15 protein-coding genes are annotated in these 15,630 nt (G+C 39.2%); 5 read left to right on the forward strand and 10 right to left on the reverse strand.

The window, feature by feature from the left end; translation table 11 throughout:
* Positions 1–22 precede the first annotated feature (22 nt).
* The 6 genes from MKX73_RS01520 to pepV form a co-directional block, all read right to left on the reverse strand.
* Positions 23–883 carry a YtnP family quorum-quenching lactonase gene (locus MKX73_RS01520; RefSeq protein ID WP_340716017.1) on the reverse strand — a complete coding sequence of 287 codons (861 nt, stop codon included), beginning with the start codon at positions 881–883 and terminating at the stop codon, positions 23–25.
* A 23-nt stretch (positions 884–906) separates the two neighbouring features.
* Positions 907–1,554, reverse strand: coding sequence for a tRNA (guanosine(46)-N7)-methyltransferase TrmB (trmB, locus tag MKX73_RS01525; RefSeq protein WP_340716018.1), 648 nt, complete (start codon positions 1,552–1,554; stop codon positions 907–909).
* Between the two features lie 65 nt (positions 1,555–1,619).
* Positions 1,620–2,540, reverse strand: a complete 921-nt coding sequence (locus tag MKX73_RS01530; protein ID WP_340716019.1) for a diacylglycerol/lipid kinase family protein — start codon at positions 2,538–2,540, stop codon at positions 1,620–1,622.
* Positions 2,541–2,543: 3 nt separating this feature from the next.
* A complete protein-coding gene (locus tag MKX73_RS01535) occupies positions 2,544–3,542 on the reverse strand; it encodes a nuclease-related domain-containing protein (RefSeq protein WP_340716020.1) in 999 nt (332 codons plus the stop codon).
* Between the two features lie 117 nt (positions 3,543–3,659).
* The gene (gene dat, locus MKX73_RS01540; protein ID WP_340716021.1) at positions 3,660–4,511 is read right to left on the reverse strand and encodes a D-amino-acid transaminase; all 852 of its coding nucleotides are present in this window, start codon (positions 4,509–4,511) and stop codon (positions 3,660–3,662) included.
* Positions 4,512–4,530: 19 nt separating this feature from the next.
* The gene (gene pepV / locus MKX73_RS01545; protein ID WP_340716022.1) at positions 4,531–5,925 is read right to left on the reverse strand and encodes a dipeptidase PepV; all 1,395 of its coding nucleotides are present in this window, start codon (positions 5,923–5,925) and stop codon (positions 4,531–4,533) included.
* 326 nt (positions 5,926–6,251) lie between these two features.
* On the opposite strand from pepV, the gene MKX73_RS01550 reads away from it, so the two are divergent.
* Entirely contained in the window at positions 6,252–6,473 is a 222-nt protein-coding gene (locus MKX73_RS01550; RefSeq protein WP_008408196.1) for a DeoR family transcriptional regulator, read from the forward strand.
* Positions 6,474–6,662: 189 nt separating this feature from the next.
* Here MKX73_RS01550 and MKX73_RS01555 read toward each other — a convergent pair whose 3' ends face one another.
* Both MKX73_RS01555 and MKX73_RS01560 read right to left on the reverse strand, forming a co-directional pair.
* Positions 6,663–7,376, reverse strand: coding sequence for a pseudouridine synthase (locus MKX73_RS01555; RefSeq protein WP_340716023.1), 714 nt, complete (start codon positions 7,374–7,376; stop codon positions 6,663–6,665).
* Between the two features lie 50 nt (positions 7,377–7,426).
* Positions 7,427–9,043 carry a putative polysaccharide biosynthesis protein gene (locus MKX73_RS01560; protein WP_340716024.1) on the reverse strand — a complete coding sequence of 539 codons (1,617 nt, stop codon included), beginning with the start codon at positions 9,041–9,043 and terminating at the stop codon, positions 7,427–7,429.
* A gap of 262 nt (positions 9,044–9,305) precedes the next feature.
* Between MKX73_RS01560 and MKX73_RS01565 the strand changes: the two genes are divergently transcribed.
* Together MKX73_RS01565 and MKX73_RS01570 are read left to right on the forward strand one after the other, a co-directional pair.
* Entirely contained in the window at positions 9,306–10,559 is a 1,254-nt protein-coding gene (locus tag MKX73_RS01565; RefSeq protein ID WP_339176634.1) for a BaiN/RdsA family NAD(P)/FAD-dependent oxidoreductase, read from the forward strand.
* 89 nt (positions 10,560–10,648) lie between these two features.
* Positions 10,649–11,464 carry a cysteine methyltransferase gene (locus MKX73_RS01570; protein WP_340716025.1) on the forward strand — a complete coding sequence of 272 codons (816 nt, stop codon included), beginning with the start codon at positions 10,649–10,651 and terminating at the stop codon, positions 11,462–11,464.
* Positions 11,465–11,504: 40 nt separating this feature from the next.
* On the opposite strand, the gene trhA is transcribed toward MKX73_RS01570, so the two are convergent.
* Positions 11,505–12,146: a PAQR family membrane homeostasis protein TrhA gene (trhA, locus tag MKX73_RS01575; RefSeq protein WP_340716026.1), complete on the reverse strand. Its 642-nt coding sequence runs from the start codon at positions 12,144–12,146 to the stop codon at positions 11,505–11,507.
* 314 nt (positions 12,147–12,460) lie between these two features.
* Here trhA and MKX73_RS01580 point away from each other — a divergent pair, with 314 nt between their 5' ends.
* Complete coding sequence (locus MKX73_RS01580) at positions 12,461–13,411, forward strand: nuclease-related domain-containing protein (protein WP_340716027.1); 951 nt, start codon at positions 12,461–12,463, stop codon at positions 13,409–13,411.
* A 198-nt stretch (positions 13,412–13,609) separates the two neighbouring features.
* On the opposite strand, the gene MKX73_RS01585 is transcribed toward MKX73_RS01580, so the two are convergent.
* Positions 13,610–14,044: a CoxG family protein gene (locus MKX73_RS01585; RefSeq protein WP_340716028.1), complete on the reverse strand. Its 435-nt coding sequence runs from the start codon at positions 14,042–14,044 to the stop codon at positions 13,610–13,612.
* 362 nt (positions 14,045–14,406) lie between these two features.
* Between MKX73_RS01585 and MKX73_RS01590 the strand changes: the two genes are divergently transcribed.
* Positions 14,407–15,630: an IS110 family transposase gene (locus MKX73_RS01590; protein WP_340715959.1), complete on the forward strand. Its 1,224-nt coding sequence runs from the start codon at positions 14,407–14,409 to the stop codon at positions 15,628–15,630.

Genomic DNA, 15,630 nt, shown 5'->3' on the forward strand with positions numbered 1-15,630 from the left:
CATCATGCAGGTGCTTACGTGTTTACTTAATTAATGCCGGTTTCGAACGTTCCAGGCTGTCTGTTACTTCCTTGCCTGTTGTATCCCACTGAATCATGCGGTAATACGCATCATGATAAAAGATAAAGCGGTAGCCGTTTGACAGCGCTTCTTTCATCAACTTTTCCTTCGCAAATACGCTTGTCATTGGGTAATCATCATACGCCAGTACCCACAGCGGATTCTGGTGAGCATGTGTCGGCATAATATCCGCCATATGTAGTGCTACTTCACCATTTTGTTCAAGGCGAATGATCGCATGTCCTTCACTATGGCCGCCCGTATGAATCATTTTTAAGCCCGGAGCCACTTCCAGCTCCCCTTCGTACGTTGATACTAAATGCTGTACAGGCTCCCAGTTTTCTTTCCAATACGTATTTTTTGAACGAATATTCGGATTGCGCATCTCGTCCCATTCAATCTGCGTCGTGTGAATAACTGCATTCGGGAAAACCGGAACAAGCTTGTCCCCTTCCCACTTCGTTAAACCGCCGGCATGATCAAAATGGAGATGCGTCATTAAAATCACATCAATATCGCCTGGCTGTAAACCGGCTTCAGCTAAGCTTTTTTCAATTGTTGATTCTTCGGAAACACCGAAATTGCGCAGCTGCTTTTCATTTAACTTACCGGCACCTACACCTGTATCGATCAAGTAATTTTTACCCTCGTATTGAATTAAAATTGGTTCACATGCTAATTCAATCTGGTTCAATTCATTTACCGGATATTTACGAGACCAAAGTGCTTTTGGCACTACCCCAAACATAGCCCCGCCATCCAGTGCTGTGACACCTCCATGTAACCAAGTCAGTGTCATGTTGTGAAATTCAAATCGATCCATTTTTCCATCCCCCTAAATCGTTGTTATTTCGTCTTGTATTGGCATTCTAGTCGATATATTGGCTGACCGAGTTTCGAGAATTTCTCCTCGTATTCTGTCATAATATTATCTTCCGGCATATTCGCATGTAAGTCTAGCGATACATAGTTTAATGCCATACCATACTCGTTCATACTTACGAGTGAATATTCAAAAAGACCACGGTTATCCGTTTTGAAATGGATTTCACCGTTATCAACTAAAATGTTTTCATAAATTTTCAAAAAACCTTCATGTGTAAGGCGACGCTTTGCATGTCGCGTTTTTGGCCATGGATCCGAGAAGTTCAGATAAACACGGTCCACATCCCCTTTTGTGAAAAACTCTTCCAATTTTGCGCCATCAACTTTTAATAAACGCAAATTCGATGGTTTGTTTTCTGCCTCGATTTTTTCAAGGGCACAGACGATAACACTATCAAATAATTCAATACCGATATAGTTAGTATCCGGATTTTGCAGCGCCATCCCCAAAACGAATTGTCCTTTACCTGTACCGACTTCGATATGAATCGGGTTATCGTTGCCGAATACTTCATTCCACTTGCCTTTATAATCTTCCGGGTTTGGAATAATGACATCAGGATGTTGTTGAATATATTCCGCTGCCCATGGTTTATGCTTTAATCTCACTTACTTATCCTCTTTTCTATTGTGTAGCTGCCTCATATTATAACGGAAAATAGCTTCGTTTGCTTTTATTTTGCTAAATTCCATGCTTTTTTCTGAACGGTTATTTCAATTCTATTTTGACCGGCTGCTAACTTTTGAGTTTCTCCGTCTGCATGTGCCATGACCGGTTCCTCAAAAATCAGCTGTGCATCCGTTGCTGCAAACTGTTCGACTTCCTTCAAAAGTGTATGCTTCCCTAAAAACACTGTCCCGAAAAGGAATAATAATTTCCATTTCGATAAATTGGATACGACGGTCAGTTCGAGCTGGCCATCGGATGTATCTGATTTTGGAGATAACTTCATTCCCCCGCCAAAATAAGGCTGATTGCTTGCCGTTACAAACCATACATTTTGATATTGCTTCTCTTTTCCTGCTTGGACTATCTTAAGCTTAAACGGTTTATATGTAAAAAGTGCATGAATAACATAATAAGGATAGCTCAGCTTTCCAAGTTTCCATTTATTAAGCGACCTTTTCAGTGTTGACTTGTTTGCGATATTCGCCACTAATGCATCAAACCCCACACCAAAATTATTAATAAAGTATTTGGTATTCCCGCCTTGCCGCACTACCCCGCAGTCATGTGAAGTACTATTCACTCTATTTACAAATTCCTGTAGCTGTTTGCCCGTTTCGAATGCTTGATACCCCCTGGCAAAATCATTGCCAGAGCCCGCAGAAATTGCTCCTAAGTAGACATTTCCGAAATGTACTGCGCCATTCAGCACTTCATGAATCGTCCCATCACCGCCAATAGCAATTAGACATACCGGGTTTTCCTTTGTTGCCCGTCCGGCAATTTCCTTTGCCAGCAGCTGCGAATGTCCTTCATATTTTGTCCAATGGATTTGATACGGGATTGTCAACTGCCGTTCAAACTGATGCCAACGCTTAACCCCCTGCCCGTTGCCCGCATAAGGATTAATTATAAAATGAACTTCCATTATTTAATCTTCCTTATTTTCCGTATTCCAAATATCACGCTGGAAAGATGTTGTCTGAACTGTATTTAAAATCGCTTGTGCTCCACGTATTTGCATATGCTTTATCGGTGAAACAGAACGCGCTAATTGTCCCATCCATTCTGGGAATTTCCGTTTATCCACAAATGAAACGCCATACATTGTTCCAGGATAATCAATATAGCCATTTCTTGTTAACAACACTTTACGAATTGGCAGTTCAATATGATTGTGTTCAAAAATCTGTTCGACAACTTTTTCCATCCGGTTTAATTGAATTAAAGGGCTTAACACTTTCTTTTCGTATTTTCCGACCTTCTTCAACCAGAAGCGTTCGCTATTTGCGATATATACCGCCTGACTTTCCTGTTCCAAAACCGTAATACATAGACATTCTGTCGGTGTCATTATAATAATATCCAATTCGATCGGCGCTTTTTTCACACGTATTATCGGATAATAGAAAACTAAGTAATTATCCGGCAATGTTTGGAGCATGGAACGCAATAATGTATCACGCATAAATTTTGGATCTACATAAGATTTTTCACGCAATGTCGAGCTTGCCCATTTCATTTGAAAATGAAAAAACTGGTCGATGAACATTTTCTTAAGTTCTTCCAATGTTTTTGGCGTATAGACAAGATTCGGTTCGAAAATCAGCGTCGAATCGTCTTCCTGATATGGATTTTCTTCAACTGCCCAATCATTGGAGATCGACACTTTTTCGATATCTTCTTGTTCTTCTTCGATTGCCTCTACTTCTTTTTTGAATGGGAAAAGTTTTTGAAACAGTGATTTTTTCTTCTCTTCCTTTACTTCTTCCTCTATATGTTCCCAACGTTCAATTGCTCCACCTGTCTGCCATTGATACTTTATTCGCTCCCACTGATTTTGCTTTAAGCGGATAAACTGTGTTGGATAGCGTGCCAAGTCAATTTCGTATCGTGAAATATAATCTTGAAGTTTTATTAACTGAGCCATTTTATCTACTCCCTAAGTTCTTTCCTAATCTTCATTACGTTATATTTTACAGGTTATCCGCAAAAAAAAATAGCGCATTGCCGTTAAGCAAGGCGCTATTATAATAAATTATATGAATTAAGCTTTAATCCCTTTTGGAATTTTTGTTTCAAATTGTGCTTGTAATTTACGTGTCCATTCGCCCGGTGTACCATTGCCGATAATTGTACCGTCAATTTCAATAACCGGAGTTACTTCTGATGTCGTTGAAGAAACGATTACTTCTTCCATAGCAAGCAGCTGCTCTTTCGTCATAGCCTGTTCGTTAACAGTAAGACCGATTTCTGCTGCACATTTAATAATTACTTGACGAGTAATCCCATTTAAAATGAGATTGTTGGCCGGGTGTGTATATAGTACACCTTCTTTAATCCCATAAATGTTTGAAGATGAACCTTCTGTAACAATCTCATCACGGTGTAAAATTGCTTCATAGCAGCCTTTTTCATATGCTTCCTGTTTTGCAAGAACCGCACCAAGCAAGTTAAGTGATTTAATATCACAGCGCAACCAGCGAATATCTTCCACAAATGTAGCCTTTACACCCTTTTCAAAGTTCTCCAATGGTCGTGGATTTTCTTTCGTATTTCCTGTAATTACCGGTATCACCTCATCACCCGGGAAAATGTGGTTACGAGGGCCGGCACCACGTGTAATCTGGAAGTAAACATGACCTGTGTCGATATTGTTTGCTTCTACAAGCTGATGAAGTAATTGATGTAACTTATCCTTTGTATAAGGAATCGTAATGCGGATTTTTTCAGCACTGTCATAAAAACGGTCAATATGCTCAGTCGCTGTAAACAGTTCCCCATTATACACTTTTACTACTTCATACACACCGTCGCCAAATTGATATCCGCGGTCTTCCTTGTCCACCAATACTTCTTCATTTTTTACAATTTGATCATTCCATAAACTAAAGCTCATCTCAAATACCACCTTTTTATTAGTTAGTTGCTAAATTTACGATTGCTTCTGCGTAAATGGCAGTCGCTTTTATCAAGTTATCAATATCAACAAATTCATCGGCCTGATGGGCAACATCTAGTTCGCCTGGGAACAGCATTCCGAATGCGACCCCCTTTTTCATAACGCGAGCATATGTCCCCCCTCCAGTTGAAAGTGGCTTCGAGTAGTCATTGCTGTATTTTCGATATACTTGCAGCAATGTTTGAACCAATTCATGTTCCTCGCTCACATAATGCGGGACTGAATTACTCACTACATCTAATGTAAATGCTTCATGCTGCAGTAATGCCTGTGCTTTCGTTATTTTCTCTTCAAACGGATATGTCACCGAATAGCGCATACTTACTTCAATTGATGCACCACGCTCATTAAAAGTGACGATTCCAGGATTTAGAGTAGTCGGTCCTGACATTGCATCTTCAAATTGGAAATCCAATGCTTTTCCAAAATGATCGTTGTCAAAAACATGGACAATGAATTCGATAAACGACTTACTTTGTGTTGTTTCCACAATACTTTGTAAAAATTTCGCTAAATAAACCGCTGCATTTTTCCCCTTTTCCGGTTCCATTGCATGGGCTGATTTACCTTTCACAACAATTATAATCCCATTATCGTTATTAGTGAAAGTGCCTTCAACATCATTTTCTTTTAAATATTTCAGAAAATTCTCACTTGTGCTTTTTTCGGCATATTTTAAAGTAGCTGTTGCTTCATCCGGCACCATATTTGTTCGGCTGCCTGCATAGAATGACAGTAATTGCTCGTCGCCTGATCGTTTTTCTTTACTGGAGAACGTTAAATGAGCAATACCTTTTTCAGCGTTGATTAGCGGAAAATCTGCATCAGGTGCAAAACCAATTGTCGGCATTTCCTCTTTTTCGAAGTAGCGCGTTACACATTGGAATCCGCTTTCTTCATCTGTACCAATAATCATACGTACACGTTTTTTCAAAGGGATTTTCGCATCGTGGATCAGTTTCATCGCCAGCCAAGCTGCCATTGTTGGACCTTTGTCGTCTATCGCACCACGGCCAAACAATTTACCATCTGCGACTTGTCCTTCAAACGGAGGATATGTCCAGCTTGCAGCATCTCCGGCAGGTACTACATCTACATGACAAAGCACACCAACAAGTTCTTTACCTTGCCCCATCTCAATATGGCCGGCCATATGATCCACGTTTTTTGTAGTCATCCCTTGTTCTAAACCTTTTTGAAGCATAAATTCCAATGCTGCTTTCGGACCAGCACCGAAAGGCATTATATCAGAAAAATTATTTTCATCTTTTACACTTTCTATTTGAATTAATTGCTGTAATTCTTGAATAAGCTCTTCTTTTCTTGCCTGAGCCAGCTGTAACCAATCCATAAATACACCTCATTTTTATAATATTGTTATTGTACTCCTTCTTGTTAAAATTACAATAATCATTTGACAAAATCATTACAACCTATATTTCTAGGAATATTAAATATATGAATTTTCTGTAAAAATAGTGTTTTTCGTCTCTCATTTCTGGAAATCTGTTTGGTTTTCCGCTATAATGTATGTGTCAGAACATCTATTCTGACCAAACTTTCAGAAAAGGGGATGTCTAAGGCAAACTATTAAAGCCTAAGTGCACTCCGCACATATTTTGTCGTCCGCTAGTCTTATGCCATGAGAATTTAAGATCGAAGGAGTGGTTTTTAGAAATGAAGCCAACTACTGATAGAATGCTTAATCGTATTAAAGACGTGTATATGTTTATCCTGAATAAAGGAGAAGTGACTACACAGGATTTAGTCGAAGAGTTTAACATCACTCCTCGCACCATTCAAAGAGATTTGAATGTGTTAGCCTTCAATGACTTGGTAATGAGTCCAAGTCGGGGTAAATGGACAACGACGAAGAAAAAAGTAAAAATGACATCTTAGAATTCTTGAAAGCGGCTGATTCTTTATTTTGTGAGAAAGGACTAATTGTCCCAACATAACGTAAGGTGTCGATCAGTTACACATGAAATATTATGAACCTTGCTGTGTCAGCAAGCGTTCACTTAGTTCTTGACACAAGAACTAAAAGAAGCGAATGCCTTTTCGTCGGGGCATTCGCTTTTCTATTGTTTATGATTTTGACGCTAACAGCTCAAGTTCCTGTTCTGTCAGCTCGCGGTATTCACCTAATGCCAGTTCTTCATCAAGGTGCAATGTTCCCATAGACAGACGTTTTAAATACGTAACCTTCTTGCCTACTGCCACAAACATGCGCTTCACTTGATGGAATTTCCCTTCCTGGATCATCAGTTCAATTTCCGATTGCTCGCCGGACACTAATATTTTCAATTCTCCCGGCTTTGTATGATAACCATCTTCCAATGTTACACCTTGTGCGAAGGCTTCGATATCAGCTTCCGTTACTACCCCGTCAATTTTGGCATAATACCATTTTGGGACATGCTTTTTAGGAGAAAGCAGATTGTGTGCTAAATTACCGTCATTTGTAATGAGCAGCAGCCCTTCCGTATCTTTATCCAAACGTCCGACAGGGAATGGCTCAAAGTGCTGATGAGCGGGATCGAGTAAATCAATGACCGTTTGATCGTAACGATCTTCAGTCGCTGAAATGACACCCGGGGGTTTGTTCATCATTAAATAAATAAACTCAACATATTCCACACGCTCGCCAAATACCGAAACATTTTGTTTTTCAGGATTCACATGCATTGCTGAATCTTTTACTGTAACACCGTCCACTGTTACAGCTTTTTGCTTTAATAATAGTTTAACTTCTTTTCTTGAGCCGTAGCCCATATTAGCCAGTAATTTATCTAAACGCATAAAGTCCTCCATGAAAAAAAGGGGACGCCTACGATGCGACGTCCTCAATTTTATTTTACTAATCTTAATTTACGTGCAATTTTTGTGAATTTATCACCTAATAATAATTGGGCTAACCCTAGTCTATAAGAAATCGCGCCGTAAAAGACCGCGCCGACCCCTGCACAAATAATTGCATATAGAAGTGCCAATATCTTCGTATCAGCCGGTGCAATCGCTGTTAAAACTATATGTGTAATCCATACCGCTAAAGCCATCACGATTGTCAGGATAATAATTAATAGAATACGTCTTAAAACAACAGTCGCATTGTAATCTGTCACTTTCTTCAAGACAAAAATATTAATTGTGATTGTCGCTCCATAGCCAAGTGCTGTCGCTAATATAGCTCCATCAACCGACATGAGGTGAATAAGCGGTGTATTAAGTATCGTTTTTGTAAGCAAGCCGACAAGTAAACTGAAGATGACCCACTTTTGGTAATTGACCCCTTGTAACATAGCAGCGGTTACTGAAAATAAAGCAAAGAAAATTGCAAGCGGTGCATAATGGCTTAATACTTGTGTACCCATTTCGCTGAAGGAATAGAAGAAATGATATAAATCTTCCGCTAAAATCGAAATTCCGATCGCTGCCGGTACCGTAATAAACAACAGCACCTGGTACGTTTTGTCCATCGCACTATGTACTTGACGCAAATTACCTTCCGTATAAAATTTCGTCACCGTCGGAATGATTGCCATTGAAAAGCCTGTAGCCAAAACAACAGGAATCATAACGATTTTTTGTGTTAACAAGTTGAGCATCGTGAAGTACAGATCATAAATTTCCGCTGGTATTCCACTGGCTGCCATCGCACGGTTAAATGTCAGCAAATCAATAAGCTGGAATAATGAACCACCCAGCCCGACGAACACTACAGGAATCGAATATTTAAAAATCTCTTTGTACATATCCGAATAAGGAAGTCTCTGTTCTCTCGGTGCTACAACCTGAACAGCCTTAATCTCGGGACGAAGTTTTTTCCAGTAATAAAACAATGTCAAAAGCCCGCCAAGCGCTCCAATAAATGCGGCAAATACCGAGAAATTAATGGCCGTAATCTCATCACCGTCCATCACATTGACAACGATGAATGCCCCGCCTAGTAAAAAGACGATGCGCACAATCTGCTCGACCAACTGAGAAACAGATGTCGGCAAATAATGCCCGTATCCTTGCAAGTAACCGCGTATCAAACTCATAAAAGGCACAACAATTAATGCATAGCTCACCCACTGGATGACATTTGCAACTTGCTCCACAGTAAATGCCTGTTCATCACTATTAATCACTATATTTGCGAGCGGGGTAGCAAGCAGATTCATTAAAATAAACGCTACAATTCCTGTAAGCGTCATCAGTAAAGCACCTGTTTTTACCAGTCTGCGGCCGGCATCAAAATCCCCGAGCGCATTATATTTCGATACGAATTTTGATACTGCAATCGGCAGTCCCGCAATGGCAATACTTAACATAATGTTATAAGGAATGTAGGCGTAATTGTATAAAGCAATATTATCTTCACCTACAATGGCGTAAAACGGGAAAATATAGATTAACCCTAAAAGCTTTGATAGAAACAACCCGATCGTTAATATGGCTGTTCCTTTCATTAATGAAGACATGAAATAACCTACCGTTCTATATGAAATTCTCTCAGTATAACAATTCACTTACATTACGAAATCGTAAAGCAAGTTATTTATTTACATTATTTAACTTCCTTCTTGTGACGGTACTCTCATTAAAAAGTTCCCGTACATTTCCTTTTACAAGTTTACATGTGAAAGACCATTTACTCAAATAGTTTCTTCACTTCGTGTATAATAAGTAAGAGAAAAATCCGTTGAACGAAAAATTATTGCAAAAGAAAGTGAGAAATTATCTATGTATGATGTAATTGTAATAGGAGGCGGTCCATCAGGATTGATGGCTGCAATCGCCGCAGCCGAACAAAACAAAAAAGTGCTGCTCCTTGAAAAAGGCTCAAAAGTAGGAAAAAAATTGGCCATATCAGGCGGTGGACGATGCAACGTAACCAATCGACTATCAGCGGAAGAAATCATTAAGCATATTCCCGGAAATGGACGCTTTTTATATAGCCCCTTTACCGTTTATAATAATGAAGATATCATTGCATTTTTCGAAGGACTGGGCGTAGCATTAAAAGAAGAGGATCACGGGCGTATGTTCCCTGTATCCAACCGCGCACAGGATGTCGTTGATGCACTTGTCAATGAAATGAAACGATTAAAAGTGGAAGTCCGTTTACACACGGCAGTTAATAAATTGCTCATGGATGATGAAAAAATATACGGTGTACGTTTGGAGAGCGGCGAAGAAATCCGTACAAATGCAGTTGTTGTAGCAGTCGGTGGTAAAGCTGTTCCTCAAACAGGCTCAACTGGAGACGGTTATCCGTGGGCAGAACGTGCAGGTCACACCGTTACTACGCTTTACCCGACAGAAGTTCCGGTGACATCAAAGGAACCGTTCATTCAATCACGTGAATTACAAGGGCTGGCATTACGCGATGCCGCTGTTTCTGTTCTGAATAAAAAAGGGAAAGTTCTTGTAACACATCAGATGGATATGCTGTTTACTCACTTCGGTTTAAGCGGCCCTGCCATTTTACGCTGCAGTCAGTTTATTGTAAAAGAGCAGCTGAAATCAGGCAGCGCGCCCGTACAGGTCCGTATTCAGTCATTACCGGAGTATAACGAAGAAACATGTTTCCAAATGTTAAATAAAACAATTAAGGAAGAACCGAAAAAAGCGGTGAAAAACTTATGGAAATCACTTGTTCCTGAACGATGGCTTCTATTTTTAATGGAGCGTGCAGGTATTGACGCACAGTTAACAGGCATAGAATTATCTCAGGAGAAGATTCGCAACTTTGCACGTGAACTTGTTGCATTTACGATGGACGTTCACGGTACCCAACCGATTGAAAAGGCATTTGTTACAGGGGGCGGTGTTTCGGTAAAAGAAATAGAACCAAAAACAATGGCTTCCAAGAAAAAACAGGGACTCTACTTCTGTGGTGAGATTTTGGATATTCACGGTTATACAGGGGGTTATAATATTACTTCCGCGCTCGTAACAGGACGAATTGCAGGTATGAGTGCGGGTCAACAGTAACGTTTCTGATTTTAATCGTAAAAATACTAGAACTGCTCATCATTCCCTAGTATCATAAGAGGTATGTACACTCAGGAGGATACGGCACGATGAATAATTCTCAAAAAAACCAGACTATGCTTTATTTAGCATCAGATGAGCTAATGCAAACGCATTTATCATGCACTAAAATAAGCAATCGTAATAAAGATGAATTCACCTTTTCCATTCGTGTTTTTTGCTATGTTGAAAAAAATAACTCCTATGCGAAAAGTGTTCCATTATATTTGATACTCGGCTTAAATAAACAAGGTGTCGGCATGACTTTAGCTGTCGATTTAGTCAATATCCCAAATGTTTGCCCGATGCAATTAAAAAAGATTATTGAACATTTGCAAAAAAGTCCGGCACTATTGCTGATCGTTTGTCAGCAGCTCGATAAAATTGCCTCTTCTTCATCAATTGAAGAGGCCGTGCAAGCTAAACTCGCAAAGCATTTCTTCATTGAAAATGCACCAAAGGGGATTACTAGCTTTACGACAAACCGGCAGGCAGAAGAACTGTACTGGCTCACGCATAAAAATCAGATAATTTCAGATATGGACTCGTTTAAATTGGATAGTGAAGGCGGACATATTGCATTTACCGTTCAAGTTGGCTTTAAACATGATTTTATTATGCAATGCTATGAAGTAGAGTGCATGATGCATATGTTTAATGAGGACGAAAAGCTCGGCTATTATTTTGAGCTTTATTTGGATCAGGAAAATTACCACCATCAGCTACTATATGAAACGCTGCCGGATCAGTTCATGAACAACAAAACATTTTTAAATCAGGTTTTGGAAGAAATGAAAAAGCGCAATGAAGAGCAATACGACGATTATTTGCAGGATTTAATCGAGAAGTTTACAGCGAGCATATAGAAAAAGAGTCAATCCCGGTATTGGGGATTGACTCTTTTGTTTATACATATAAGTAAATTGCGAAGAACATCGCGACACTGCCGCCCAAAACAAATAAATGCCAAATTGCATGGTTGTATGGAATGCGGTCATTTTTGTAAAAGTAAGTGCCGACCGTATAGGAAAGCCCGCCGATTAATAATACGGCAAAGCCTGCGAAGCCTATATGTGCGAATAACGGCTTGGCAACAAAAATGATCAGCCAGCCCATCCCGATATAAACAGACAGCGACAGTAATTTAAAACGGTAAACAAAAAACTGTTTCAGCACAATACCGATTGCTGCTAAAATCCATTGAACCGCAAAAATTGTCCAACCTAATTTGCCGCCAATTGCGACTAATACGATCGGTGTATATGTTCCTGCAATCATTAAAAATATTGAGCTATGATCGAGCTTTTTCAGAAATGTTTTATGTTTCGGCCATGAATGATACATCGTTGAAGCAAAATACAGGCAAAACATTGAAATACCAAAAATAATATAACTGACAAGCTCTAATGTTGTGCCTTGATGCTGAGCTTTGTTTATTAACAGCAATGTTGCGGGAATCGTCAGCAATGCGGCGACTCCGTGTGTCAGTCCATTCCAAAATTCTTCCTTTGTACTATATCCACTTTGTTCCATCATGATTTGTGTCATAAAGCCACCTCTTTCATATGTTCAATTATAAAAAAATATATCTAGTTGATATAGAAGAACTTGTCATGCTTTCCATATGATATTTATCATGGATTTGCTGGAAACTTTTATTATGACTAAATAATAAGTTCTGTTGACTAAATTCATTCTTATAGTGACTAAATTTTTTCATTTAATGACTAAATTAATTATTTCTGATGAATTGTGCAGGAAAAACAGACAATATCCGTATTGAAGATTCTTAAAAATAAAGTTTCGGCAATTCACTTCCAATCAAGAAATAGGCTAGATAGAATTGATTTGGAGGTGTTTTTGTGAAAAAATCGAATCATTATTTATTCATTGAAGCAGCCATCCAGCGAATTCTCCCAAATGATCCGGAAGCTGCCGCATTTCAGGAAGAATTTTACCGTATGAAAGCCGGGTTTGCGGGTGAAAAAAAGCTGAAAAATACCCTGAAAGATTTCTCCTTTAAAAGCGATTATTCTATTTTTTATAATTTTGAATGTGTAAATGACCTCGGTTTTACCCATCAAATCGATGCCCTGCTCATTACTCCGTATTTCATCCTCATTTTCGAGGTAAAACAACTGACAGGAAAACTCTATTATAAACCTGTTTTTCACGAATTTACCCGCATAACAGAAAATCAAACGCGGGACAACTTTCCAAATCCCTTTGATCAAGTGTACCGCCATAAACTTTTTGTCAGCCAATTTTTACAAAAATTAAATATAACGATGCCCGTTCTTCAATTAGTTGTAATAGCCAATTACCGCGCAGAGCTCGACATCTCATTGGAAGGTTTCCCGATTATCCATTTAAGCGGATTGCCCCATCATTTAGAAAAACTTTATGCGGAAAATGACCATAAAAAGGTCAATATAGCGTATATATGCTCCCAACTGAAAATGTTAATACACCCTTTGCCCGCCAGAAAAACGATTGCTCGCTGCCGGCTGAAATCGGGCGTGTTATGCCAAAAATGCGAGTATATGAGCCGGATGCATTACCAGCGCGGCATTTGGCAATGCGAAAAATGCCACTCAAAATCCCGGGTAGCTTTACTTGAAGCACTGCATCATTACCGGGTGCTGATCAGTCCTCGTATTTCAAATAAAGAATTTCGTGAATTTACAGGCATAAAAAGTACTTTTGCAGCTTCAAAAATATTAGCGAGGCTCAATTTAGAAAAGTATGGTGCAACAAAAGGCCGCTATTATCAAATTCCTGAAGATATTTATTATAAGAGCGATGATGACTAATAATAGAAGCATTGGCAAAATAATAACATCCGTTGGCTATATAAGCGTCCCGATTGACTAAATCATTACAGGCATTGGCTAAATTCCCTACACCTTTGACCAAATTCCCGGTACCTTTGGCTAAATCTCCCCGTCCTCCTATCTCGTTTACCTAAAAACCCCTACTGGAAATATTTTTCCGGTAGGGGTTTGTGGTAATTACGCTTGAATATGACGAGCGATTTTTTCTGTTAAGCGAGTCGTTACTTTTGGCAATAATACTTTAATAGCCGGATTCAATACTGCGCCTGAAAGACCGCCGGCAGTTACTTCTACTGTACCGGTCATATATGTATCGCCATCTTTCGGCTCGGCAGTAAATTCACCGCCGCCTTTAATATTATCCGATAGCCCTGTAATTTCAAATTTGATTTTAGAAGGCTCATTCATTTCGATAATTTTGATTTCGATTTCAACTTTTTTCTTTAAGCCTTTAAAGTTTCCTTCGAATGTCCAATGTGATGTTTGGGCATCCAGTTCTTTATGCTCTTTGTAAGCTGGAACCAATACAGCCCATTTTTCAATTTTACTTACGAAAGCCCATACTTTCTCCTGGCTAACTGGGATTTGTACTGAATGTGATGCTTGTGCCATGTTGTTACACTTCTTTCTTCAATTCATTAAATGTGACCATTTACTATTCTAGTATTACATAGAAATCAGTTACGCAACATAGTTATTTTTGCTTTTCATGCAAAATCTAAATAAAAAACATACTAACATTAGTAGTACAAACCAAGGCCATGGTTTGTGCTACTATTTTTTTATAGTAGAAGTGAAGAAAAGCCGACCAGCCCCTGGGACCATTTGTGAGTCCGTTTAAAAAAACCGGCTAACTTCACGCCCTTATATGAATCAGTTTAGTATGTTGGGTCCAAAGAGATCGTGTATAAGAAAGTGGAATCGATAAGGTATTGTGAAGGCTTCTATGACTGGCTAAAAAGGAGAATGAAATCATGAAACATGTCATTGCGTTAGATGTTAGTAAAGGCAAAAGTTCGGTCGTTATTTATGATCGGTATCGAAAATGTGAGTTTGAAGGCGAATTAAATCACACACGAATTGACTTTGAGCGATTACACGAGCGTATCGAAGAAATGAAGAAACTAGATGGACAAGCTCCTGAAATTGTATTTGAAGCAACAGGCGTCTATTCCAAATCAGTAGAAGCGTTTTTCAAAAATCATGGCTATACATATAGTCGGATGAATCCACTTGAAGCGAATTTACAGATGGCGAAAATGCGACGCCATAAAACGGATGTAAGTGACGCACATGAACTAGCCAAAACGCATTTTAGATTGGAACGTGAAGCGACTTACGTTCAAGATGATTATTATGAACAGATGCGTGCACTTACACGCTATTATGATGAAATCGATGAGGAAATGATTTTACTAAAGAGTCGGATGCATGCGATTTTACAGATGAGTTTTCCAGAGCTTGAAAAACTCATTACGCCAAGTTCCGCATTATTTTTAAATATCGTACAGCTTTACCCACACCCTACCTTTGTTTTGTCTCATTCAAAAACCGTCATAAAAAATCGGTTGAAGGCGAATACGAAAAAGAACCTTTCCCTTACTCGTGCAGAGAAAAAAGCCGTTGAACTGATGGAAGCAGCTCAAAATAGTTATCCGGCCATTAAGCCGACAGATGTAAGGTGTGATCAAGTAAAGGATTACGCAACTCGTATTGCAGAACTGAAGGAAAAGAAAGAGGCGCTTGTCCAACAGATGACGGAGCTATCAAAAGAACGTCAAGAATATCTTGTATTACGCTCCATCCCTGGTGTGGGTGAATCAACAGCTTGTCGCTTGATTGGTGAAATCGGTGATATTCGCCGCTTCCGAAATGCAAAACAATTAAACGCCTACGCAGGGATCGATATCATGCGCTATCAATCCGGGAACACACAATATCGGGATCGTATCAATAAGCGTGGGAATAAACATTTGCGGAAAATTTTATATTTCATGATGCAAGGGATGCTTATGTTAAAAGAGAAACCAAATCATTTTGCGGATTACTATTATAAATTAAAAACGCAACCTCAGAGAAAGCCTCATAAGGTTGCGATCATCGCCTGTGTTAATAAGTTTCTGAAAGTGACATTTCAGTTATTAACACGAGGCATCCTTTACGATTATGAGTCCGCACTACCAGCTCAGAAATCGTAA

This window comes from Solibacillus sp. FSL W7-1436 (genome assembly GCF_038007305.1).
In the GTDB taxonomy this organism is placed as follows: domain Bacteria; phylum Bacillota; class Bacilli; order Bacillales_A; family Planococcaceae; genus Solibacillus.

Excerpts from the sequence above, each read along its gene's own strand:
- MKX73_RS01560 (WP_340716024.1), bottom strand. The coding sequence starts at position 9,043 with ATGTCTTCATTAATGAAAGGAACAGCCATATTAACGATCGGGTTGTTT.
- MKX73_RS01530 (WP_340716019.1), bottom strand. The coding sequence starts at position 2,540 with ATGGAAGTTCATTTTATAATTAATCCTTATGCGGGCAACGGGCAGGGG.
- MKX73_RS01550 (WP_008408196.1), top strand. The coding sequence starts at position 6,252 with ATGAAGCCAACTACTGATAGAATGCTTAATCGTATTAAAGACGTGTAT.
- MKX73_RS01585 (WP_340716028.1), bottom strand. The coding sequence starts at position 14,044 with ATGGCACAAGCATCACATTCAGTACAAATCCCAGTTAGCCAGGAGAAA.
- trhA (WP_340716026.1), bottom strand. The coding sequence starts at position 12,146 with ATGACACAAATCATGATGGAACAAAGTGGATATAGTACAAAGGAAGAA.
- pepV (WP_340716022.1), bottom strand. The coding sequence starts at position 5,925 with ATGGATTGGTTACAGCTGGCTCAGGCAAGAAAAGAAGAGCTTATTCAA.
- MKX73_RS01570 (WP_340716025.1), top strand. The coding sequence starts at position 10,649 with ATGAATAATTCTCAAAAAAACCAGACTATGCTTTATTTAGCATCAGAT.
- MKX73_RS01590 (WP_340715959.1), top strand. The coding sequence starts at position 14,407 with ATGAAACATGTCATTGCGTTAGATGTTAGTAAAGGCAAAAGTTCGGTC.
- MKX73_RS01520 (WP_340716017.1), bottom strand. The coding sequence starts at position 883 with ATGGATCGATTTGAATTTCACAACATGACACTGACTTGGTTACATGGA.
- dat (WP_340716021.1), bottom strand. The coding sequence starts at position 4,511 with ATGAGCTTTAGTTTATGGAATGATCAAATTGTAAAAAATGAAGAAGTA.
- MKX73_RS01565 (WP_339176634.1), top strand. The coding sequence starts at position 9,306 with ATGTATGATGTAATTGTAATAGGAGGCGGTCCATCAGGATTGATGGCT.
- MKX73_RS01535 (WP_340716020.1), bottom strand. The coding sequence starts at position 3,542 with ATGGCTCAGTTAATAAAACTTCAAGATTATATTTCACGATACGAAATT.
- MKX73_RS01555 (WP_340716023.1), bottom strand. The coding sequence starts at position 7,376 with ATGCGTTTAGATAAATTACTGGCTAATATGGGCTACGGCTCAAGAAAA.